Annotated in this window: 23 protein-coding genes; 9 read left to right on the top strand and 14 right to left on the bottom strand. The window is 36.9% G+C overall.

The annotated features are described in order from the left end of the window. Positions 1-252 precede the first annotated feature (252 nt). The 5 genes from D1839_RS02070 to D1839_RS21065 all read right to left on the bottom strand — a co-directional run bounded on the left by D1839_RS02070 (position 253) and on the right by D1839_RS21065 (position 2,698). Positions 253-669: a DUF3221 domain-containing protein gene (locus tag D1839_RS02070; RefSeq protein ID WP_120378227.1), complete on the bottom strand. Its 417-nt coding sequence runs from the start codon at positions 667-669 to the stop codon at positions 253-255. An 86-nt stretch (positions 670-755) separates the two neighbouring features. After that, positions 756-1,124 (bottom strand): trypsin-like serine peptidase, encoded by a 369-nt coding sequence (locus D1839_RS02075; RefSeq protein ID WP_120378228.1) that lies wholly within the window; start codon positions 1,122-1,124, stop codon positions 756-758. Continuing rightward, the gene (locus D1839_RS02080) at positions 1,114-1,509 is read right to left on the bottom strand and encodes a trypsin-like serine protease (protein ID WP_120378229.1); all 396 of its coding nucleotides are present in this window, start codon (positions 1,507-1,509) and stop codon (positions 1,114-1,116) included. Before D1839_RS02080 ends, D1839_RS02075 begins: the two co-directional genes overlap by 11 nt. After that, on the bottom strand, positions 1,466-1,693 hold the full coding sequence (locus tag D1839_RS02085) for a hypothetical protein (RefSeq protein WP_120378230.1): 228 nt from the start codon (positions 1,691-1,693) through the stop codon (positions 1,466-1,468). The genes D1839_RS02080 and D1839_RS02085 overlap by 44 nt, the downstream gene beginning before the upstream one ends. A 171-nt stretch (positions 1,694-1,864) precedes the next feature. Continuing rightward, entirely contained in the window at positions 1,865-2,698 is an 834-nt protein-coding gene (locus tag D1839_RS21065; protein WP_120378231.1) for an AraC family transcriptional regulator, read from the bottom strand. A gap of 635 nt (positions 2,699-3,333) precedes the next feature. On the opposite strand from D1839_RS21065, the gene D1839_RS02095 reads away from it, so the two are divergent. The 7 genes from D1839_RS02095 (at position 3,334) to D1839_RS02125 (ending at position 12,117) form a co-directional block, all read left to right on the top strand. Then, positions 3,334-4,683, top strand: a complete 1,350-nt coding sequence (locus tag D1839_RS02095) for a carbohydrate ABC transporter substrate-binding protein (RefSeq protein WP_120378232.1) — start codon at positions 3,334-3,336, stop codon at positions 4,681-4,683. A gap of 397 nt (positions 4,684-5,080) precedes the next feature. Further along, the gene (locus tag D1839_RS02100) at positions 5,081-5,971 is read left to right on the top strand and encodes a carbohydrate ABC transporter permease (RefSeq protein ID WP_120378233.1); all 891 of its coding nucleotides are present in this window, start codon (positions 5,081-5,083) and stop codon (positions 5,969-5,971) included. A gap of 17 nt (positions 5,972-5,988) precedes the next feature. After that, on the top strand, positions 5,989-6,870 hold the full coding sequence (locus tag D1839_RS02105) for a carbohydrate ABC transporter permease (RefSeq protein WP_183030187.1): 882 nt from the start codon (positions 5,989-5,991) through the stop codon (positions 6,868-6,870). A 9-nt stretch (positions 6,871-6,879) separates the two neighbouring features. After that, a complete protein-coding gene (gnpA, locus tag D1839_RS02110; protein ID WP_120378234.1) occupies positions 6,880-9,042 on the top strand; it encodes a 1,3-beta-galactosyl-N-acetylhexosamine phosphorylase in 2,163 nt (720 codons plus the stop codon). Continuing rightward, positions 9,039-9,206, top strand: coding sequence for a DUF6903 family protein (locus D1839_RS02115; RefSeq protein WP_166554432.1), 168 nt, complete (start codon positions 9,039-9,041; stop codon positions 9,204-9,206). The genes gnpA and D1839_RS02115 overlap by 4 nt, the downstream gene beginning before the upstream one ends. 399 nt (positions 9,207-9,605) lie before the next feature. Continuing rightward, positions 9,606-10,511, top strand: coding sequence for an ROK family protein (locus D1839_RS02120; protein ID WP_120378235.1), 906 nt, complete (start codon positions 9,606-9,608; stop codon positions 10,509-10,511). A gap of 121 nt (positions 10,512-10,632) precedes the next feature. Then, positions 10,633-12,117 carry a UDP-glucose--hexose-1-phosphate uridylyltransferase gene (locus D1839_RS02125; protein WP_120378236.1) on the top strand — a complete coding sequence of 495 codons (1,485 nt, stop codon included), beginning with the start codon at positions 10,633-10,635 and terminating at the stop codon, positions 12,115-12,117. A gap of 253 nt (positions 12,118-12,370) precedes the next feature. On the opposite strand, the gene D1839_RS02130 is transcribed toward D1839_RS02125, so the two are convergent. Next, on the bottom strand, positions 12,371-12,835 hold the full coding sequence (locus tag D1839_RS02130) for a hypothetical protein (RefSeq protein ID WP_120378237.1): 465 nt from the start codon (positions 12,833-12,835) through the stop codon (positions 12,371-12,373). Beyond that, a complete protein-coding gene (locus D1839_RS02135; protein WP_120378238.1) occupies positions 12,807-13,043 on the bottom strand; it encodes a helix-turn-helix transcriptional regulator in 237 nt (78 codons plus the stop codon). The genes D1839_RS02130 and D1839_RS02135 overlap by 29 nt, the downstream gene beginning before the upstream one ends. Positions 13,044-13,757: 714 nt before the next feature. On the opposite strand from D1839_RS02135, the gene D1839_RS02140 reads away from it, so the two are divergent. Together D1839_RS02140 and D1839_RS02145 are read left to right on the top strand one after the other, a co-directional pair. After that, positions 13,758-15,335 carry a lipase family alpha/beta hydrolase gene (locus D1839_RS02140; RefSeq protein WP_120378239.1) on the top strand — a complete coding sequence of 526 codons (1,578 nt, stop codon included), beginning with the start codon at positions 13,758-13,760 and terminating at the stop codon, positions 15,333-15,335. Between the two features lie 250 nt (positions 15,336-15,585). Beyond that, positions 15,586-16,047, top strand: a complete 462-nt coding sequence (locus tag D1839_RS02145) for a hypothetical protein (RefSeq protein WP_120378240.1) — start codon at positions 15,586-15,588, stop codon at positions 16,045-16,047. Positions 16,048-16,064: 17 nt separating this feature from the next. Here the strand turns inward: D1839_RS02145 and D1839_RS02150 are convergent, their stop codons facing one another. From D1839_RS02150 to rfbA, 7 genes are read right to left on the bottom strand one after another with little or no spacing between them, the layout of a single operon-like run. After that, entirely contained in the window at positions 16,065-17,756 is a 1,692-nt protein-coding gene (locus D1839_RS02150) for a DUF6044 family protein (protein ID WP_120378241.1), read from the bottom strand. Next, the gene (rffA, locus tag D1839_RS02155; RefSeq protein WP_120378242.1) at positions 17,719-18,849 is read right to left on the bottom strand and encodes a dTDP-4-amino-4,6-dideoxygalactose transaminase; all 1,131 of its coding nucleotides are present in this window, start codon (positions 18,847-18,849) and stop codon (positions 17,719-17,721) included. The genes D1839_RS02150 and rffA overlap by 38 nt, the downstream gene beginning before the upstream one ends. A gap of 7 nt (positions 18,850-18,856) precedes the next feature. Beyond that, a complete protein-coding gene (locus tag D1839_RS02160; protein ID WP_120378243.1) occupies positions 18,857-19,213 on the bottom strand; it encodes an EamA family transporter in 357 nt (118 codons plus the stop codon). Then, positions 19,213-19,908 carry a GNAT family N-acetyltransferase gene (locus tag D1839_RS02165; protein WP_120378244.1) on the bottom strand — a complete coding sequence of 232 codons (696 nt, stop codon included), beginning with the start codon at positions 19,906-19,908 and terminating at the stop codon, positions 19,213-19,215. Before D1839_RS02165 ends, D1839_RS02160 begins: the two co-directional genes overlap by 1 nt. Before the next feature lie 55 nt (positions 19,909-19,963). Beyond that, positions 19,964-20,914 carry a glycosyltransferase family 2 protein gene (locus D1839_RS02170; protein ID WP_120378245.1) on the bottom strand — a complete coding sequence of 317 codons (951 nt, stop codon included), beginning with the start codon at positions 20,912-20,914 and terminating at the stop codon, positions 19,964-19,966. Further along, positions 20,890-21,924, bottom strand: coding sequence for a dTDP-glucose 4,6-dehydratase (rfbB, locus tag D1839_RS02175; RefSeq protein ID WP_120378246.1), 1,035 nt, complete (start codon positions 21,922-21,924; stop codon positions 20,890-20,892). The genes D1839_RS02170 and rfbB overlap by 25 nt, the downstream gene beginning before the upstream one ends. After that, positions 21,924-22,850, bottom strand: a complete 927-nt coding sequence (gene rfbA, locus D1839_RS02180; protein WP_120378247.1) for a glucose-1-phosphate thymidylyltransferase RfbA — start codon at positions 22,848-22,850, stop codon at positions 21,924-21,926. Before rfbA ends, rfbB begins: the two co-directional genes overlap by 1 nt. Positions 22,851-23,655 lie beyond the last annotated feature (805 nt).

Consider the following 23,655-nt stretch of genomic DNA (forward strand, 5'->3'; position numbering starts at 1 on the left):
GTAGTTACGCATACTCATACTACGAATATTGTATAAGCTGAAGAGAAGAAAATATGTACTTATACAATATCACAATAAGGAACCGCATGAAATGAAAGTTTTGCGAGAAACTGTTTTCATGCGGTTTTTCTCTTTATCTCCAAACATGTGCTGTAATACTAAATGCTCCATATGGATAGTTCTTGATACGAATATCCAACGGGAAATCTCTCACGCATTGAAGGTACTTGATATTTTTCCTTTTATAATATATTACTCATCCGGCAATACTTCAATACTATATGCATAAATTCTAGCGGGATTGGATTCCCTCAGATAGTCACCATATACGTTTACTTTTTGATTTACTTTAAGTCCGGCAAAAATATTCTTATTATCAATTTCTTCATGTTTTGATATAATAATAGTCCCAGGTCCATAGTCAGAAGTAATGTAACCTGATAATCTTTCCTTTAAACGTATTGGTTCATCAGAAATCAAAATCTTGTTTAACCTAATTGATGCTATATAGCCATCCACGGTTGTATGATTAGTAGGAATGTCTTCTGCTGGGAGAGTTATTCTTGTTTGAGTCGAACATTCATGAATAAACAGTGTGAGTATTACAACAAGTGAAAAGACTAATATAACTTTTTTAAATGATGGTCTATATATATCCAAGCGTACCACCCTTAACCACCCTTATTAGTTCTATAGATTATTCATATAGTTAAATAAATTTGTAAAATCTCTTCTTATCTTAGGTCCGCCATTAATTACTCGTTTTGAAGGATTCCATGTGTAACTAGCGTTATGAATTGCAACATTCGATTAGAAACGTTTAGAACAGGTGAGCCGGATTGTCCGAAATACGCATCCATATTGTAAAAAAGTAACATAGAATCGGTAAATGTATCTGAATGTCCTTCCATTCCCCATAAAGAAATGACCTTAGTCTCAGCCATTTTATCTCCTGGGTATCCATACGTTTTTAATAAAGTGCCTGAAGTAATTGATCCCGCTTCAATAAAAGATAACACTCCAGCTCTGTTTCCAATGTCGTTTCCGTTAGAATCAGGTGCTACCCTTAAAATAGCATAGTCGTACTGGGACGAAGCACCCTCTTTATACTCCTTAGGATACATAATTTGCCGTCACTCTATAAAAACCATAAGAGAAAGAAGAATCTTTGACTCCCGGAAGTACTGTAGCTCTTAAAATTTGTCGATCAACACAATGAGCATTCGTAACAACTAGATCATCCGAAATCACACCACCTGAACATGACCAACCGCTTGTAAGATTTTCAAATTGGATATAAGATTGTGCCCGATAAGGCATAATAGATGCATCCTGTACTTTATGTCTACCATCAGGTCCTATAATATCATAAGGAAAATTGGTATTACCTCTTTCTTTACCTGTTAATGGGTCAATAGTAGTTTTTTTGGGATCAATAAAGTTTTTAATATTAAATTTTTCTAATTCACATGCCTTTTTCTTTCTGGTGATACAAATTTTTATTTCCAAGATGTGTAGTGTCTTTGATTTTTACAGTTGATTTGGATTGTGTTTCTAAATCATACGTAATATAATTTTTCTCATTTGAAGCGTCATAGGAGTTTGTTGTTTCACTAGAAATACTTTCAGCAAAAGCAACGTTGGTTGTGAAAAGCAAACTAAAAACAAGTAAGATAAGAAAAAATTTTTTCACGTCTTTCCTCCTGAAAATATATTTTGACAAATACAATATAAACCAAAACTCAAAATAGTCAATATATTTATCTAAATTTCAAAGACCACGATATACCCTATATTTGAACATGAGAACAAAATTGGAGATAACCAAAATTACAGTTTTTAGTTACGGAAGAAGTTGACCAAGTTATGAATTCGTTCTCATTTTCTTTCGGTATTTAGAGGGTGTTTGTTTAGTCAATCGCTTGAATGCTTGCGTGAAAAAAGACTGGGATGAAAAACCAGTAAAAGCAGAGATATGTGCAATAGAGTAATCTGTTGTTTCTAGCATAAGCTTTGCTTCCTTAATTCGCACACGGTTTAAATACTCAATTGGTGATATCCCCATATCCTTTTTAAACATGTGTGCTAAATAATACTTATTTATATGCCCGGCTTCTGCCAGCTTATCCAATGTGATGTTATCGCGATAATTCTGATTAATATAATACATAATAAATGCGGAAACTTTATTAACGTTCGGCGACTCTGTTTGATTAATGGTAAGCTTTTTGTCTCTTTGAAGTTGAATAATCATGATTTCTATGATGTTTTGGCAAATAATTTCATGGTTTTCTTTAGATAACTGTATTTCTTCTAATAGCTTGTTTAAATAAAACAGCATATTGTTTCGATCCACTTGAAAACGATACAAGCCTAGATGGTTCCCCTTATCCGCACTGCTAAAGAATAGACCTTCTATTCCTAAAGCAATATATTCAAGTGAATCATGCAAGTTGGATTTCTCCGTATGCTCGACGTTTGGATTGATAATGACTAAATCATTTTCTTTAATCGGAATTTCTTGACCAACAAGTACGAATGATCCTTTTCCTTTCACGATATAGAATAACTCGGAAAAATGATGTGTATGCTGTGTACTATGCCAACCTTTATCGTACGTGGAATGGGTAATATATAGAAGTTTAAATGGTGGCTTTTCTTGCTTGGAATCCTTAATTTGATAGATTTCATATGACACTCTATTCTACCTCCTTTCTAGCAAAGCTTTTACGTGAAATAGTAAACAAATAGTTCTATTACTATTGAACACCATTTTCAAAAATTTTGTAAGGGGTTTATTTTGAGATATAAGTTTGTAATGGGGTTTATTTTGAAATATAAGAAAGTATAAAAATTTTGGCTTTGGGATACGGATATAACGGAATAGCCACGTCCGGCGCAAGCGCCCAGCAACTAGGCGACTTCACGAATCGCCCTACGATAAGTCATCATTGGTTCGTGCCTCTCCATGATTCCTAAAACTTTAAATGATTCGCTCCATTCGCTACGTTGCTAAACGAGCGCTCTCCGCCTTTGTTCTTGTCTAGGAAATTATAAAATTTTTTTGGTTTATAGTATAAGAAAATCTTCACTGTCAAAAAAAGAATTATGTCAATATGGATAATCGCCTCGTCTTGTGTTAAAGCAAATGTTAGTAATTTAGACTATTTATCCTTTGTTAATATATTCAACTGCTACCGTATATTTTATAGGGGTCACTTATAAAAAGCAACAAACCTAAAAAAGTAGACAACATGTTTATTGTGAAAGCGTTTTTATATATGTACGATAAAGATAAGCAAGAAAACTAACTTAAAACAGGGGGCTTCCATTATGAAAAGAGTGAAGTTTTTGTTAACTGTTTCCATTATTTTCGTTATTTTTACATTGACGGCGTGTTCAAATAAGGATCAAGCAGAAGATAAGTCAGAGGCTAAAGGAGACAGCGGCGAAAAAACAACCTTACATGTAGCCGCATTAGAATCGGCTTATGGTAAAGAAATGTGGGAAAACGTTATTCAATCCTATGAAAAAGTAAACCCAGATGTAACTGTTGAATTACAAATCGAAAAGAATCTGGAAGAAGTGGTGCGACCAAATATGCAGGCTGGTGACTATCCAGATGTGTTATTGTTAGCTACAAATAGAGAAGAAGCTTTAACGGAAACTTTAATTAAAGAAAATGGAGTTGAAAATATCACCGATGTATTAGATATGCAAATACCTGGAGAAAAGGCTACTGTAAATGAAAAATTATTAGAAGGATTTACAGATACACTTGCTACAAATCCTTATGCAGATGGAGAAACTTATTTAGCTCCTATGTTCTACAGTCCTACAGGTTTATTCTACAATGCAGGTCTATTTGAAGAAAAAGGTTGGGAAGTTCCAAAAACGTGGGATGAAATGTGGGAACTAGGTAATAAAGCTAAGAAAGAAGGTATTTCCTTATTTACGTATCCAACAAGTAACTACTTTGATACATTAATCGGTTCTATGCTGTACGCTGCTGGAGGAACTGATTTTTATAGTTCAGCTATGACATATAAAGATGGTATTTGGGAATCTAAAGAATCGGCACAAGTATTAAAAACGGTTGAAAAATTGGCAGAATATATACATCCAAATACTGTAGCAAATGCAAATCCAAATGATTTTACCAAAAACCAGCAGCTTGTGTTAGACAATAAAGCTTTGTTTATGCCAAATGGTAACTGGGTTGTCGATGAAATGAAAGAAGCTCCAAGAGCAGAAAACTTTGCATGGGGGATGACTTCTATTCCAGCATTTGAAGATGATGGCGATCGCTATGCATTTACCTTCTTTGAACAAATTTGGATTCCAAAAGAGGCGAAAAACAAAGCAGCCGCTAAAGAATTTATTGCATATATGTATTCCGATGAAGCTGCTGATACGTTTTTAGAAGCTGGAGCTGTACAACCAATTAAAGACATTACCCAAAAATTAAGCGGTCAAAAACAAACATTCTATAGCATTTATGAGGCTAAAGACGTACTTCCAGCGATGGGAACTTTTGCATCAACGAAACCAGTTCCAGGTGCAAATATGGGTGAGACGTTATACGGAAGTATTGATAGTGTTATAAGTGGTGAAATGACGTATAAAGATTGGCAGAAGAAAATTGAAGAAGTAAGCGATAAGTTAAGATCAGCTATGAATTAACAGTATACCATTGTAAGTAAATTTATGAAAACGATAACCAACCAATCCGTTGACTAAAGCATACTCGCTCACTTCGTAACAAAGAAAACGAGCAGTTATTTAGAGTCTTCATGGGCAGCCCTTCTCCCTCAGCATCGATGTGTTAAGCATGATAGGGAGGGTTGCCCGTATTGGTTCATTGCAGTGCACACACCATTAACGACTCAACGCTATTTTGAAGATTGAAATAGATACCTTTTTAGAAATTGTTAAAAATGCTAGTGGGATGGTTCGTAGTAAATCTGTCTTACGACAAATAACGTAAAAAATCTACTTTCTGTTTGAAATAGTTGGAATGTTAATGTCGAAATATGATGGAGCACACTTTAATCGTTTTGTACTAGAGAGAGGTGGGAAAATGAGCAAATCGAAATCACGTAAGATATTTATTGGGGTTTGCATGATGCCGGCGCTAATTTTATTATTCGTCTTCATGTTTATGCCAACATTTGAAGTTTTCCGAATGTCACTTTACAGTTGGGGTGGATTTTCCAATACGCAGCAATTTGTCGGCTTCGATAATTTTAAATTGCTTTGGAATGATATGACGTTTATTCGTTCTTTTCAAAACTCGATTTTTCTTATCGTCGTCGTTGCCATGGTGACTTTTACGTTTGCCGTATTTTTTGCAGCCATTTTAACCAAAGAAAAAGTAAAGGGAGGAAATTTTTTCAGGATCATTTTTTATATCCCAAATATTTTATCAATTGTTGTTATCGCAGGGATTTTTTCCGCAGTTTATGATCCGTCCGGTGGGCTATTAAATAGTATTTTAGATATGTTTAACCTAGAAAATCTCCAACAAATGTGGTTAGGCGATCAAAAAATTGTAATTTATAGCTTAGCTGCAGCTTTAGTTTGGCAGGCGATCGGATATTATATGGTGATGTATATGTCAAGTATGGCGGCAATCCCACCAAGTTTTTATGAAGCAGCTTCGTTAGAAGGAGCAAGTAAAATGAAACAGTTTACTAGTATTACTTTACCCTTAGTTTGGAACAACATTCGAACAACGCTAACTTTCTTTATTATTAGTACGATTAATTTAAGTTTCTTGCTAGTGAAAGCCATGACAGGCGGAGGACCTGATGGTTCAACAGAAGTATTCCTTTCGTACATGTATGCTCAGGCATATGGTAACTCTACCTTTGGTTACGGAATGGCTATAGGGGTTATTGTATTTCTGTTCTCCTTCTTATTAGCAGCGATTGTCAGCAGGATAACGAAACGAGATGTATTGGAGTATTAAGGAGGATTGAATGGACAATGAAAAACTCGAAAAAAATGAGTCTGGACGGGTTAATGAAGATATTTATCTATGTTGCATTAGTAACATTAGCAGTGTCAATTATTGTTCCAGTCGCTTGGGTGTTTTTAGCCTCGATTAAGCAAAATAAGGAGTTTTATGGCAGTCCTTGGTCACTTCCAGAAGGAGTTCATCTTGCCAACTTTGTCGAAGCTTTTCAGGAAGCGCAAATGGGGGAGTATTTATTAAATTCGGTACTGGTTACAGCAATGGCTTTACTCATTTTATTACTAGTAGCTTTACCAGCATCTTATGTATTATCCAGATTTGAATTTAGAGGAAATGGTTTCATTAATTCCATTGTCAAAGCAGGATTGTTCATTAATGTTAGTTATATCGCAGTGCCGATTTTCTTAATGCTATTAGATTGGGATACGGGTTTAAAAACTATGTTAGGAAATGACCTGTTACTAAATAACAGGTTTATGTTGGCATTGATTTATGCTTCCACTGCTTTACCGTTTACGATTTATCTATTATCCAGCTATTTCAAAACACTTCCATCTGATTTTGAAGAAGCAGCAAGTATCGATGGTGCAGGCTATTATCGAACGATGTTTTCCGTTATGTTTCCGATGGCAGCACCAAGTATCGTGATCGTTATCTTATTTAATTTTTTATTGTTTTGGAATGAATATATATTAGCATTGACTTTAATGCCAGCAAGCAATCAAACATTGCCAGTAGGTTTATTGAATTTGATGGCTGCAGAACGTTCAGCAGTTAATTATGGACCAATGTACGCAGGTATGGTAATCGTCATGCTTCCTACATTAATTTTATATATTATGGTGCAGAAACGTTTAACACAAGGAATGACAGTTGGTGGAGTGAAAGGATAGGTGTAAAAAGTGAAAAAAACAACCGGAAGAGTAACATTACCAAGTCAGCAAAATTTTTTACAAGAAACGAAGGAATTGATGCAGCGTTGGGGGGCAGATGCCATTCGGGACAGTGATGGAACAAAGCTAGATGATGAGATTAAACAATTAGATGCAAAAATTTATACGACGTATTTTGTGGCTCGCAACCACAATGATTTTGCTAAACAGCATCCAGAGGAAATGCAGCAGTTATATTTAATGTCACCATTTTATACAGCGACAGAGTCAACATTGGAAATTCCATTTTTAAAAGGATATTTTGAGGAACAAATAAAGCCAGATTATATTCATGATCCAAAGCGTTGGTGGGAGGTAATCGACAGATCAACTGGAAAGGTTGTTTCTCCCGAACATTGGCAAGTAAATGAAGAAAAAAATAGTGTAATCATTAAACAAGTTCTCCCGTGGCACGAATATACCGTTTCATTCTTAGCTTATATGAAGTGGGATCCGACTCAGATGTATAATCACATCACGAATGATTGGGGAGATACACCGCATGATATCCCGTTTGACGTTCGTCAACCTCATTCTAACAAATATGTGAAAGAATATTTGGAGCAATGGTTAAAGGAAAACCCGGACACAGATGTTGTTCGTTTCACTACGTTTTTCTATCACTTTACACTTATTTTCAATGATTTAGGAAAGGAAAAATTCGTAGATTGGTTCGGCTATGGTGCAAGTGTATCCGTTGCAGCCTTGGAAGCCTTCGCAAAGGAAAAGGGTTATCGCCTAAGACCGGAAGATATTGTGGACAAAGGCTATTACAATACGACGTTCCGTGTACCGACTAAAGCTTACTTGGATTACATTGATTTTATCCAGCAGTTTGTTGCTAAGGAAGTGAAGGAATTAGTCGATATCGTCCATGATCATGGTAAAGAAGCAATGATGTTTTTGGGAGATAATTGGATTGGTACAGAACCATATGGCAACTATTTTTCAAGTGTAGGCATGGATGCAGTAGTTGGAAGTGTCGGAGATGGGACAACGCTGCGGATTATTTCCGACATTCCAGGAGTAAAATATACAGAAGGGAGATTCTTACCCTATTTCTTCCCAGACACATTCTATGAGGGGAATGACCCAGTTAGGGAGGCGAATGAGAATTGGTTAACAGCTCGCAGAGCACTCATGCGTAAGCCTTTAGACCGAATTGGCTATGGTGGCTATTTAAGCTTGGCTTATCAATTCCCTGAATTCGTCGATTATGTAGAAAAAGTTACGGATGAATTTCGTGAGATTTATAACAATATTCATGGTACAAAGCCGTATGTAGGATTAAAAGTCGCTATTTTAAATGCATGGGGTAAATTACGAACGTGGCAAACACATATTGTCGCTCACGGAAAATGGTATAAAAAAGCTTATTCTTATCAAGGAGTATTAGAAGCGCTTAGTGGATCAGCGGTGGATGTCGTGTTTATTAGCTTTGATGATGTTATAGAGAACGGGGTTCCAGATGATGTGGATGTTATTATTAATGCGGGTGATGCAGGTACAGCATTTTCAGGTGGAGAAAGATGGCAAGATGCTAGACTAACCTCTATTCTTCGTGAATGGGTGTACGGAGGTGGAGGGCTTGTTGGAATAGGTGAACCAACTGCATATCATTGGGAAGGACGCTATTTTCAACTTGCTAATGTTTTAGGAGTGGATAAAGAATTGGGCTTTAGCTTATCGACGAATAAATATTTTACCGAAGTAACGGAGAACCATTTTATCGCTGAAGATGTAGTAGCGTTTAATTTTGGCGAAAGTATGGAACATATCTATGCTCTAAACGAAACAACAGAAATTATGGAGTATTCCAATGGCGGAGTCCATCTAGCTAGTTCAGCTTTTGGGACGGGTAGAGGAGTTTACATTGCAGGTTTACCTTATAGTCACGAGAATACAAGACTGTTGTTGCGGGCTTTGTATTATGCTGCTCATAAAGAGAGAGAAATGAAAAAATGGTTCGCATCTAATGTGCATTGTGAAGTACATGCTTATCCAGAAATTAAAAAATATGCCATCATTAATAACTCTACAGAGATACAAATGACCGATGTTTATGATGGGAATGGAAACAAACGCCAAGTTACGTTAGAGGCAAGTGAAATAGTATGGGAGGACTATTCATGAAGGATAAAATCTTATTAACTGTAAAGGTTATTTTCTTTCTTTTTTGCCTATTTCTCATATTTTCCGGACAGCAAACGGTTGGTAAATGGGAGTTATTTATGCAACTTGTCGGACTTGCTGGTCTCTTGTTTTTACTTTGGAACTATAACCGGAAATTTGTGTAAGTCTAAGAAATGAGAGCAGGTAGATAATAACGAGTTGCTTGCTAACGTGTACTTGCGAAAGTTATCCAGCAACTGTCCCTCGCTGCTAAATTGGTAAAAGCACTTTAAACCACTACTTCACCAAGTCCAAAATCATAGGAGATGAATGTATTAACAAACAAGATTAGTATGACTTAAAGGATGCATCACCGTTTCATTCATCTCCAGATCATCTGACTCTGCCTGTTTGGGGAGCATAGAATAATTTTGAAAGCTTATTTTTTAGTAGATCGGGGCACAGAAAAAAGTGAAGTCTCTCTTTGGTACGATTATTTTGTTTATACGATAAACGTTAAACCAGGTTAAGGGGATAGCTGTTAGCTTGCTATAAAAGAGTGTTGTGAAAAGGTGAGGATAATGATGAAATACGCCATTGGGATCGATATTGGAGGAACAAAAGTAGCAGCCGGAATTGTAAATGAATATGGTGATTTAATCCAACAGGAAATAGTTAGCAGTGATCCTGCTGATAAGGAAGCAATGTTTGCTAGTGTTGTTCGATGTGTGGAGCAGCTTATGAATCATTCTAGCATTCCGTTTGAAGAAATATATGGCATTGGCGCAGGTCTGCCAGGAAAGGTAGATCGCAAGCGAGGGGTTGCTGTTTATCAGAATAATTTACCGTGGGAGAATTTTCCATTTGCCGACCGACTACAAAAAGCAGTTGGTATGGGACGGATTGTAATCGATAATGATGTATATATGGCAGCATTCGCAGAATGGAAAAAAGCCTCTATGACGAAACAGGAGCTACTCGTTTATATTACGATTAGTACGGGTATTTCCTGCTCCATTATTCAAGGAGGCAAATATATCCGTGGTGCTGGCTTTGCTGGAGAATTGGGACTAGTTCCTGTTTATTCTACAATGAGTAGTGAACCATTGCAAAGGTTGGAAAGCGCTGCTTCTGGTCCAGCTATGCAGCTACAAGCACGCAATGTTTACGCAAATGATCAAGTATTAACGAAGGATATTTTTGCTAATTATTTGGCAGGAGATAACGAAGCACAACATTTAATAAAAGAAATGGTATCTGTTCTGACGCAAGGCGTCTATATGGTTCATAGCTTGTTAGATCCACATAAAATCATATTTGGGGGCAGTGTTGCCACTCATAATCCTTGGCTGTTAGAGCTTATAAAGGCAAAGCTCAAAACATATTTACTCGCTGAACAAAGCCATATTTTAGATAGTATGGAAATTAGTAAGTTGAATAATATGCAAGGTGTTATCGGAGCAGGATTAAGGGCAAGTATGCTGGTATAAATGGGATATTATAGAGAGTATAATAGTGTTTGTTCACGAACAGAAGAAAGATAGGTCTGAGAAGTTTAGGAAACTTTTCAGTACACTTTTTGAACAACCTCTACAAGGAGGGGGATTTTGAATGATCTATTCCTATTTAGCAGGACTTATCGATCAAGCAACCTCAGTTGAGATGATAGAATATGCTGATAAATTATATGCGCGTAACCAGATCATGCGTTTGTTGTATTTGGAATCATTTCCGAATGAAGCTGTACCTGTAAAAGATATACCCATACCGAACCTATTAGATAAATTGATAGAATATGCGATTGAACACGATATCATTCGTGATATTTTAAGCGAGAAAGAAATCTTGGCAGCTAATATTATGAATTGTCTCGTTCCGCCTCCTTCTGTGGTAAATAAGGTCTTTTATAAAAAAATTATCCAATCCTCAGTAAAGGCTACCGATTATTTTTACGCTCTTTCAAGGAATAGTAATTATATTCAAATGAACCGGATTGCGAAAAACATGAGCTATAAAACGAAGACACCTTATGGAACTATGGATATAACAATTAATTTATCTAAGCCAGAAAAAGACCCCGAACAAATTAAATTAGAACGAGAAAAAAACAAGAATATTACCTATCCCAAATGTTTATTATGTGTGGAGAATGAAGGTTATACAGGTAGAATCGACCACCCCGCGCGTGCAAACCATCGAATGATAAGAGTACCTCTAATCGATGAAATGTGGTTTTTTCAATATTCGCCGTACGTTTATTATAATGAACATAGTATTTTATTATCGGAACAACATAGAAATATGAAAATCGATAAGCAAACGTTCGCAAGACTTTTAGCTTTTACAGAAAAATTCCCACATTATTTTATTGGCTCTAATGCAGACTTACCAATTGTGGGTGGATCGATCTTGAGTCACGACCATTATCAAGCGGGGCGTTATGAGTTTGCAATGACGAATGCTGAAGAGGTATTTCCATTTTCTTGGAAACAGTTTCCGCAACTGCATTGTGCTGTGCTACATTGGCCATTATCGGTCATTCGATTAAAAGGAAAGCATACATTTGATTTAGTAGACGCAGCAGACGAGGTCTTAACAGTCTGGAAAAGTTATTCTGATGAAACAGCGGATATTATAGCATTTACAGAGCAAACACCTCATAACACCATTACGCCGATTGCTAGAAAACGTAACGGTGTGTATGAGTTGGATCTTGTATTACGAAATAACCGGACAACAGAACAATATCCGCAAGGTATTTTCCATCCGCATGCAGATGTGCATCATATTAAAAAGGAAAATATTGGTTTGATTGAAGTAATGGGACTAGCAGTCTTGCCTGCGAGATTAAAGCAAGAATTAGCTGAGATAGAAAGCTTTTTATTAGGTGAACACAAGCAAGTTGCTGTTTATCATAGAGATTGGGCAAAAAAATTGAAGAAACAGTACCCAGCTGTCGGATCATCTGCTGAGGCACAGCAGATTGTGCGCAAAGAAGTTGGAGATAAGTTTGTCCGTATTTTACAAGATGCAGGTGTATTTAAGGATTACCAATCGTTTAAACGGTTTATCCATGTGTTATGTGAACGAATATAGGAAGTTATTTCGTGAAATGGATAATGATATTGGCGACATCTCGAATCAGTTATCTGACCAGCATAAGCGATAGTTGTTCGGCACTATTGGTTATTTGTTTATCCAAAGAAAGAATCGGTAAAGCACATGGTGTTAGTTGGAGCGCAAACTTTTTAATCGAACCTAAACGTTTTATAGAAGCTGTACATTGCCCTCCTTTGGATATTTGTTTTTCAAAGGAGGGTAATTCAATTTCTAAATTCGTACATCTTGCTTATAATTGCTTGCGTATGGATAAGTAATAAATCGTTATTTGTGCGATCGGGTAAACAAACAGAAGCAACATTGGATAGAATGGGATCACGTCATCTATGAATGGATAGAGAAGCATGAGGAAGAGCGTAAAACCAAATACAAAGGGCATGAAAAGGTAAACTTTACGACACGCGTTTGCTGTAATTATTTTTTCTCGCTCATCCTGTTCAGAAAACTCTACTGGCATAAGTAATTTCAAAGATATATTTTTATGTTTTTTGGAATTATGCCGGTATAGTAAGAGTCCGAAACCAGTTGAAATAAATAAAAAGATAATCGTTGGAGTAATATTTACGGATGCTTGGGTACCATCATTTTTAATCATGTATGCTACTTGACTTGCAAATGAATAAAGCGGTATAAACCCCCAAGCAGTTAACAAAAATCCAAATATGCTAATCCAATAAATCCATTTCTTTTTCATCGTCTCTCTCCTCCTGTAGCCAAAAAGTTTTTTCCATAGGTAGACAGAAAGTTCTACATATATTTAAGGCAAGAAATAAGGATGGAACATAATCTCCTTTTTCAATCGCCGCAATGGTCTGTCGAGTAACGCCAACTTTTTTCGCCAGTTGTTCTTGGGTTAAATTAAACCGTGCTCTCAACTCCTTTACACGATTATGTAATTTCAATCAAGCCAGCTCCTTCCTAAGCATCTTCTATTACTTACATCTCATATTTTTACGCTTTCCATAAAAGTTTCTATAAAGGAGTGTATTATTTTTATTTGTTAATGTCAAGTTTACCTAACATTTTGTTTAGTTGATTTAACTGCAGTGTGGTTTTAGATCATAATTGTTGTGACAATAAAATAATTAGGTTCTAAAAAATAGTTATTTCTATCGGAAAATTGTTGTTTACTTAGGATAATTTACATGGTACAAATAACGGATGTTCAAATCAGAGGTAATCGTGTACATTGAAGATATAAAATACATAAAATTGATACTACACTTGTTTGTCCACACACTAGTCTTCAAATGGGTTTACCATCGTGTTTATTGTTAGAGATGGTAGAGCGTATATTATAAATGTTCCGCAATTAAGACCTATTACGTATATACTCCCACTTCACGAGTTGGATCATCTGTACTGCAACAAGTCTAAGTAGGAGATAACAGCACCTATCCATATTTTGTAAGAGGGGCTTTAGGTCATACCATTACGTTATAACAATCCGTGGGGCGAAATGAAAACACCTACTGATCAAAGATTCCCTTTATCGAAAAATGCTTTCCAAACTGCTACATTATTTTCCCCATTCCAATTATTGAAAAATTTTTTCCAATCCCATCATTGTTTAATGGTGTTTCCATATATTAAAAAATTAAAATGGAGGAGAAAAAATGGCAAAACGTTTATTTCTTTCGTTGCTGACCGGTTTGCTACTATTAACCACTCCATCTTATGTCATGGCACAATCGCAAAGTTTGCCTAATCCAAAAAAAGTCGGTGTGGGAACAGAACAATCCATATTGGGTAAGGGGAATAATGGAAATAATGAAACACCAGGGGAATGGTTTGTAGGTAAATCACCGGCTAACCCAGTACCGAATGCTCCAGTGTTATTATTTGTACCTGGTTTGAATAACGTTGCGCAAATATTTTGGGAGGAGAATGGTCTATACGAAGCGGCGTATGAATCTGGTTATGAAACTACGTTTATCCAGCTTTATGATGCTGGAGGCGCTTCGGCGGATATGTGGGATAATGGAAAATTATTGGCAGAAAAAATAGAAGAAATTTCTGCTCATTTTCAAGGAAAACCGATTACGGTCATAGCCTACAGTAAAGGGGGAGTTGATACGCAAGCTGCTGTGGCATACTATGGAGCATGGCAATATGTAGATCGGATCATTACTTTATCCAGTCCCCATCACGGATCGGAATTGGCTGATTTGGCAAATAGTAATTGGGCTGGGTGGCTAGCACAGTTACTTGGGCTTCGTGGTGAAGGGACCGCAGCTGTAGAGACGGGATATATGGAATATTTTCGTTCATTAACAGATGAGCGACCGTATGCGTACGTGAATGATTTTTACACTTTCGGTGGTACGGACTGGGGATCGATGTTTTCCCCGACTTGGTTTGGGGGGATATATTTATCGAATTATGGTGCTAACGACGGCGTAGTGACAGCGGTAAGTACTCGATTGCCAAAGGGTGAAGAAGTTGCAATTGGCAATTGGAATCATAATTCCATTCGAAGCAATGTCCTCTTTCCTGTTTTAGAAGAATATATTTTTGCGGAGAGCCAACCAACCAAGCCTCATTCCTTCAATGCGGGGTTAGAGGTAAGACCAGCTACAATAGAACAGTATGTGTATGGGAGTGGGTTAGAAAAAAATAAACACACAAAGCATGCTTTTCCAATAGAGGAAGCTGTCGATAAAGTGAACATTCAATTATATACTGCAAGCCCGTTAGATGAGGTGCAACTTGTTGATCCAAACGGGAAAAATTATCTAGTAACGCAGGTAGCCAAGCAAAATGCAGGTTTTTTTGTTGGAGCAACTGGATATAGTATCCAAGTCGATCAACCTATGGCTGGAGAATGGTCATTAAAAATGCTGAGCGATCAGGAAAACGCTTATTTATTGCTAAGTCAATTTGATAAAGCAACCAAACAGCAAATTTTAACGGAGTCACCATTAAACCGAGGTATAACAAATGAATTGTCATGGAAAATGAATGAAGCTCAAGTAAAAGAAGAAAGTATGGAAATGGTGTACACCATAGTGGAGTCTGGGGAACGTATACCCGTAATGACTAGCACAATAAAGGGATCCTTTCATTTATCCAAGGAACTTTCTACGTTGAAAAAGAATCAAGCATACAATATTACTATAGATATAAAAGGTGAAACAATTTCTGGATTGCCATTTAAACGAACAGTGGTTGATTCGATTTATTTAAGTGAGTAAGCAAATTTCTTTGAGGGTGACCCGTAGAAGTGGTATGTGTGGGGATCTATTCGGTAGTTCATTCATTAGGGTTTGGTCAATAAAAAAGCTTTCCGTTGCTGACAATACCATCCAATCGCCGGGTGGTATTTATTTTTTTCGTTTGTATAAATAAAGAGTTTCTATCAAGAAAAACGGAAAATGTTTCTTTAAGTAAATAATAATTACCTAAAGCTTAGAATACGATAATAACATAGGAGGAGGGGGAAGCATGAGAAAAGGCATCATTGTTCTCGTTAGTCTGATTAGTATTATCGTGTTGGCTGTTTTTCTTCTTATTAAATCATCCCCCGAGAAACAGGCAGAGGAAGCGGCAGAGGAGTTCTTTACATATGAACAGGAGGGCGCTTTTGCAAACGCTTGGGACATGTTTCATCCATTCATAAAAAATAAATTTACGAAAGAAACATATATTCAAGATCGTTCTGAGGCAATGATGACTTTCTTTGGTGAGCTGGATTTCACTTATAGCTTTGGGGACGTAGAGAAGATAACAGACTGGAGCCCAGGGAAGGATGAGGATCCGATTGCGACAGCATATCGAATCACAGTTTCCCAACAGTTTGCAGGTAAATACGGAAATTCAAGCCTGGTACAAGATATTTATCTTGTAAACATAGAAGGTGAATGGAATATATTATGGGATTATAAAAATGGGGATGAGGATAGCTAGTAAAAATGACATTTTGCTCACCCCACACGATAAAGCCAAATCTTCCATGCTGCATCTGGATGCTCAAAGGTTCGTTCTAAGGCTAGATTCAGATCACTAGCATTGCTGATGGGAACGGCTGACAATATATATTTTCCTCCTAATGATTGAAGCGCATGAGTATTCATCTCTAATGGAACGGGCTGATTACGATTTTTTGTATACAAATAATTCTTTCCATGTTCTGCGACGTACATATATAGTCTGCTGCCCCATGTATCAAAATAGTTTTCTAAGGTAGGATTTTTTCGCAATTCACCTGCAATGATTTTGCGAAAAGCGCGCTTATACTTTAATGGAAAACTGTTATTGTATGTATCTAAGGTGTAGAAGCCATTGTATTGGGCAATCGTAGGATGCAAACCGACGCTAACGACACGGTAATTGCTCGGATTTGTTCCAATATAGTTTTGGATATCATCGAATAATGCTTCTGCGTAGAACTCTTTAAATGTAGGCGTACCAATTTCACTGTATTTTGCCTCTTCGTTTAACGGGAACAGGATATAACATTGCATAATGACTGCTCCAATAACAAGCATTTTGCCAAACCGCAAATGTTGCCAAAGGATGGCTAAGGCTAAGGCAAATGCAATATACCAAATAGCAGGGTCAAAAAAATGAATGCGCGCAAAATTAAATGTGTTGGCAATCATGATGTTATCTTTAATGAAGCGCCAACCTTCCCAATACCAAAATGCATACCAAATGGATAGGAGGAGGTTAAAGAAAAATAACCCGAGTAGACAGTATGGTTTTAGCCGACGGTAACCGGCTACTAAAAAAGCGACTGCTATAATTGGAATAATTATCAAATGCTGATAAGCCATATCATGGGTATGTCCATAGAGAAAATTATCCAATGACAGTTCTATACTCTGTTGAAACGAATTATGTCCAAGGTTTAATTCGTCTCGGTGTGAAGTGAATCCAGAATCAAAAAACATCGATGCAATTAATAAATAATTTTTTACAAGGTAGATCATCGTCATAAGTGTAATAGCAATAAACAGCGGCCAATTCACCTGTCTAAATCGTATCCAATCGATAAGCCAAAGCAATCCCATGATGGACAGAAAGAACACGAACGTTAGCACGAAATTGGAGAAAAAAGGGATGATGCATAAGGTGAGCCAATAAAACCAGCGAGTATTCCATCCCTCTTTACGGATTGTTAAAAACAAGAACAGCGCTAAAGGGAGACCTGCTATGGATAACATTCCAGATGGCCAGTAAGGCAAAAGAGCAAAGGATAGGGCAGTTCCGACAGAAATAAAAGGTAGTTTCAAGCCAACCGACGTGAAGTTTTTCAATAATAAATACATCCCGAAAAATGCTGCAAAACGCATAACGGTTTGTCCAATACTGTATGCTGTCATCGGTGCAAATATCGTATATAGCCAGACCATTGCATCCAAATTAGATGGAAGGGCGCTTCTTGGTAGACCATTGATGACATTTGGAAGTTTGTTATCTGTTAATGTAAAGATGGAACCACTTTCTGCGAGCAATTGATACCATACAATATTCGAATCCATATTATCATGAACACGAATATGAGTATCTTCTCCTAATAGATAATATGGGAGAAGATAGGCGAAAATCACAGCGCAAGCAATTCCAATGAACAGCTTATGTTTGGAAAAACTCCTGTATTTGAGTAGTGACATGTTGTATCGCCCTTTCTCCTATCCGATAATAAAGTGGTAAACGCAATAATCGCCTGCTCTCTCTCGTTGTGTATTGATCCGTACCTATAAAACTACCATGAATAGACCCTGCATAAGCACTATGTAGCGGTACATAGTGGCTGGCTGTAATAATATCGCGCTCTTTTAAATAGGTCATTAATCTATTTCTGTCATGCTCATTTGCAGTCTTGATAAAAAACATATGTGCATTATGTGCTCCATTCTTTGGAATTACTGGTAACTCTATAGCATTTATGGACTGTAACTGCTTTAATTCTTTATCGTACAGGTCCCAGCTTGTCAGCCGATCAGCAGTTATTTCTCTTGCATGGTTTAATTGGACAAATAGATAAGCGGCATTCAGTTCACTTAAAACATAGGAGGAGCCAACGTCTCTCCACGTATATTTATCTACCTCCCCACGGATAAATTGTGAACGGTTCGTCCCTTTCTCTTGAATGATTTCTGCGCGTTCCATAAGGGAGGGATCGTTAATAAGTAATGCTCCTCCTTCGCCGCAGGTAATATTTTTTGTATCATGGAAGCTGATTGTACCCATATGACCAATCGTACCAAGCGCTTTACCTTTATATGTACTCATCAGTGCCTGAGCCGCATCTTCTATAAGCCACAAATTATACGCTGCGGTTAGTTCTTGTATTGCATCCATATCGCAGCTTACGCCAGCATAATGAACAACGACAATAGCCTTTGTTTGTTTAGAAATAGCTGCTTCAATAGCTTGAGGGTCTATGTTCATGGTGAGCGGATCTATATCGACAAAACGAATCGTTGCTCCTCGTAGTGTATAGGCATTAGCGGTGGAAACAAACGTATAGGAGGGCATGATTACTTCATCACCTTCCGATATATTCATCAATAAAGCAGTCATCTCCAATGCAGCTGTGCATGAAGGAGTTAATAACACTCTTTCGCATGCAAGGTTGTATTCCAACCAATGGGAACATTGTTCACCGTAAGTGCCATTTCCAGATAATTTATTCCCATGCAACACCTCGGTTAATACGTCTATCTCTGATCCTACTACACAAGGTTTGTTAAACGGAATCATCTCAAGGTCACCTCATTATAATAATTCCAATTATGATAAGAGAAAAGCCGATTACTTTTTGCGTCGAAACGGGCTCGTTAAATAATAAAACAGAAAGGATAAATACTAGGATAAAAGACAAACTCATAAAAGGATACGCATAACTAATATCAAACTTGGTCATAGCTACCATCCAGCAAAGAGCTGCCAGACATGCTGCGAACAGGCCAGATAAGATCCATGGGTTCAACAGTAGCTGCAGTAAAAACATCATTTTCTTCCAAAAGGCATCAGGAAGCTCTCCATATTGATTGATTTTCCATTTTAAAATAAGCTGACCATAAACGGTAAAACCAATCGTTCCTAAAATATAAATATAACCCATTACCAATCTCCTGTTGACAGGGGTGTCACATTGCATTTGTGATAGACATCTACTGCTCCATCTATACGAAATCCAATCGAGATAAACACATTCAACGAAGGGAAATTTGCTGCTGACACCGATGTGGTAACATGTTCATAATCACCAAGAGAAAACAGATATTTAACACAATGACTGGTAAACGGTTTTGCTAACCCTCTTCCTTGGTAAGGCGTATCAATAGCTAAAAGCGTAACATTGTTCTGATCAAACGCAAAAAAGCCAGCAAGCTGATTCTCGTAATACAATGTAATCATGTTGTTGACCTTTGCCAAGTCCAATACCCAGTTTTGAAATCGTTTGTTTACCATCCAGTCAGGAACGTTAAAATCACGGTGGAAACGGCTATGTCGAAAGGCGTTGCCAGCAATATGTGTAATCTGGGCTATATCATAATCATCGCTAAGAGAAATGGCTTCATCCTGAGCAAGAACTAATTGGTCTTTTCTGCAGAAAGGTTTCATTAACGTATCTGTATAATAAAATCCGTATTTATACAATAATTCAGTATTTTGAGTTGGATCTATTTTTAATGTAAAATGTCCACGTATGTTGTCGGTTTGCCGTAATGCTACTTCAGAGGAAGAGGTTAGCTCGAACGTATTCATTTGAAAGTTGCGTTCATCCCACGGAGTAGGCTTTAAATATGTTGTCATCGTAAATCAGCTCCACTTGTATGGTTTAAACATGGCATTATCCAATGTGTCATGTTTACAAATTTTGGCTATCATCTGTTGTTTCACGAATGAGGTATAGTGGGCGCCCTTTGATTTCATTAAAGATTTTTCCAATGTACAAGCCTAAGATTCCGAAATTGAAAAAGATCAGCCCACCAATAAAATAAATAGATACCATCACACTAGTCCAACCTGCTACAGGTTGTTCCAAGAAAAAATAACGGATAAACAAATAGATACCATAGATAAAAGAAGCCGATGAAATTAGAAAACCAAATTGAATGGAAAGTCGTAAAGGCTTATTCGATTGGGCGATGATCGTATCGGTTGCCAACGTAATTAATTTCTTCAAGCTATACGAAGATTTACCTTGTTTTCTAACGTCATGATCAATGGCAATGGAAGCTGTTGGATATCCCATCCATTGTAAAAATAGCGGGAAAAAACGGTGTTGCTCTCGCATTTGTCGAAAGCCATGAACGACTTTTTTGGATATGATACAGAAATTGGCGATGGTATGGTCGGAAGTTGTTCCGGTAAAATAATCATAAACACGATAAAATAGTTGCGACGTTTTTTTCTTCCACCAATGATCCTGACGGGTTATTCGTTTGCCAAATACGACGTCATACCCTTCTTTACTTTTTTGAAATAGACGGATAATTTCTTCTGGCTTATCTTGCAGATCGCAATCCATGACCACAACCCAATCCCCGTTTGCATAATCAAGACCAGCTGTTATTGCATGGTGTTGCCCAAAATTACGAGCTAAATGAATACCTTTAATGCAATGATTAGTACGATTCAGTGTAACAATCGTTTCCCAAGCAAGATCAGGACTTGCATCATTGACAAGAATAATTTCATATTTCGCTGCAATGGTTTGGATGGTTTCAATAATCCTTTGACAAAGTTCCTCTAAATTTCTCGCACAACCATATACCGGAATGACGACAGAAATTAAGATGGAGTCGTTTTTAACCATTTGTTTACATAGCTTTCTACAGTTTGTTGCAGCTTCTTGTCAAACGTTCCAGTTGGTCTCCATTCTAGTTCCGTTCTAATTTTTTCGTCATTCAGAGCATAGCGCTGATCATGACCTGGACGATCATTTACATAAGTAATTAGATCTGTAAACGATGCTAGTTCGTATTTACTTGTTAATTCAGGCAACTGATGGTCTAAAATGGAACAAATTTTTTGAGCAATCATTGTATTGTTATACTCATTTCCACCGCCAATGTTATAGGCCTCAAGTGCATTTCCATCGTGATAAACTCGATCAATCGCCTCGCAATGATCCTTCACATATAGCCAGTCGCGAATATGACTGCCATCTCCATAAATAGGAATGGGTTCGCCATGTAAAGCACGATAAATAATAGTCGGAATCAGCTTTTCTTGATGTTGTTTCGGACCGAAGTTATTAGAAGATTGGCTTATAACAATGTTCATCCCATATGTGTAACCAAAACTGTTAACAAGCATGTCAGCTCCCGCTTTGGAAGCACTATACGGGTTGCGTGGTTGATATGGTGTTGATTCGCTGAATTTTCCTTTAGAGCCTAGTGAGCCGTAAACTTCATCTGTAGAAATATGGTGAAATCTTCTTGTTTGCAGCTGTTTTTTTTGTTCCCAATCTTGTTTAGCAGCTTGTAGTAAAACCATCGTCCCTAATACATTTGAATAGACAAATTGCGTCGCATCGGCAATCGAACGATCTACATGTGATTCTGCTGCAAAATGAATAATCCCATCAATATCATTGTTTTCAAAAATCGACCGTACGAGCAGATGATCCGTTATATCGCCGTGCATAAACTGGTAATTTGGTAAATCCTTTACTTCTATTAAATGTTCCTTGCTACCTGCATACGTTAATTTATCGAGATTAATAACTTGATAGTCTGGATGTTTATTCAAGAAATAAGGGATAAAATTACTGCCAATAAAGCCTGCTCCACCAGTTACTAAAATCGTTCGTCTGTTTTTCATTATTTCACCAGCCCCAGTATGGAATGTGTTACCATCTCATCCCAATAAGGATTCGTATGCTTTCGATATGCAATATCCAGTAAATAAGCGCCATAATCATTTTTATGCATTTCTTTTCCTTTTTTAATGAGTACATCTTTAGAAATATATCCTAAATAATAGGCGATCTCCTCTAAACAGGCGATTTTGAAACCTTGTCGCTGTTGGGTTGTTTTTACGAATTCGGCAGCCTCAAATAAAGCATCATGAGTTCCAGCATCCATCCATGCAAATCCTCTTCCGAGTAGCTGGACATCTAATCTTCCTTGTTGTAAGTAGAGCTGGTTTAAATCCGTAATTTCTAACTCACCTCGTCTCGAAGGCTGCAAATTTTTAGCTAATTGAACAGCCCGATGATCGTAGATATATAGACCGGTTACAGCGAAATCTGATTTAGGTTGTAAAGGCTTTTCTTCTATAGAGATAGCTTTTTGCTGTTGATTAAATTCCACTACTCCAAATCGCCTTGGGTCTTTCACTCGACAGCCAAAAATAGTTGCATGTCGATGATGTTTTATTGCGTTGCGAAGAAGCATTGTAAATCCTTGTCCAAAAAAAATATTATCTCCAAGGATCAAAGCGACATGCTCCTTGCCGATAAAGTCTTCGGCAATCGTTAATGCTTCAGGTATTCCGTCTGGGTTGCTTTGTACTTTGTAGTAAAGAGAAATACCAAGTGCTGATCCGTCTCCTAATAAAGTAGTGAATCTCGATTGATCTTCAGGAGTACTAATAATCATAATTTCTTTAATGCCAGCGAGCATAAGCACAGAGAGTGGATAATAAATCATTGGCTTATCATAGACGGCTAATAGATGCTTATTAATACTGTCTGTACTAGGAGATAACCTTGTACCGCTTCCACCAGCTAAAATAATTCCTTTCATGATTACACCCCTTAAGTTTGGAAGATATATTCTAATTCTAACATGCTATTAGTTGTTTATTACCTAAATATTCTAAAATAATCTTACATTTAGATTGCAGTTTTGTTTCTGAGATGAAATATTCTATATATTTATGCAATAAGAAATCATAAAATTAGGAGCTTAAGGATAAAGAAATAATTGGAATAGCTTCGTCCGGCTCCATCGCCCAGCAACTAGGCGACTTCACATCGCCCTACGATAAGTCATTGATTCTTGTTAAAAAGGAAGGCCAACTAAAAACGGGCTTGCCTTAGTGCGTCGGGATCCCCCTTTTTTAGTGGCATAATTCCTTTATCTTTAGTTGATTCGCTCCAGTCGCTACGTTGCTGACCGAGCGTTTGCGCATTTGTTCTGGAAAGTATCAATTGAAAAAATCCTGTACGTTCCAATCTTTTTGTGGAATATCCATTCTTTTCATTTTTTTATTCGTGTTTTATAGGTATGGATATTTCGGGTTCTTATTTTCTAAAATAACTTTGGTTCTGTTATTAATTTAGAAAAATAACATATAATACATTAAAAACAATAAAAAGAAAATTTAAATAACATACTTTTAACAAAGTTTGTTTTATTCCGTTGTTTTGAGTTAAATATTTAGAAAATACTAACAAATAAAAGGAGGGGTACTTTGCATACTAATTTATTGGAAATCCAAAATTTAAAAACGTCTTTTCGAATAAAAGATAACTATTATGCCGCTGTGGATGATGTTTCTTTAACTGTTCATAAGAATGAGACATTGGCAATTGTTGGCGAGTCAGGT

This window comes from Roseburia sp. 1XD42-34, assembly GCF_009917385.1.
Classification (GTDB): Bacteria; Bacillota; Bacilli; order Bacillales; family Amphibacillaceae; genus Virgibacillus.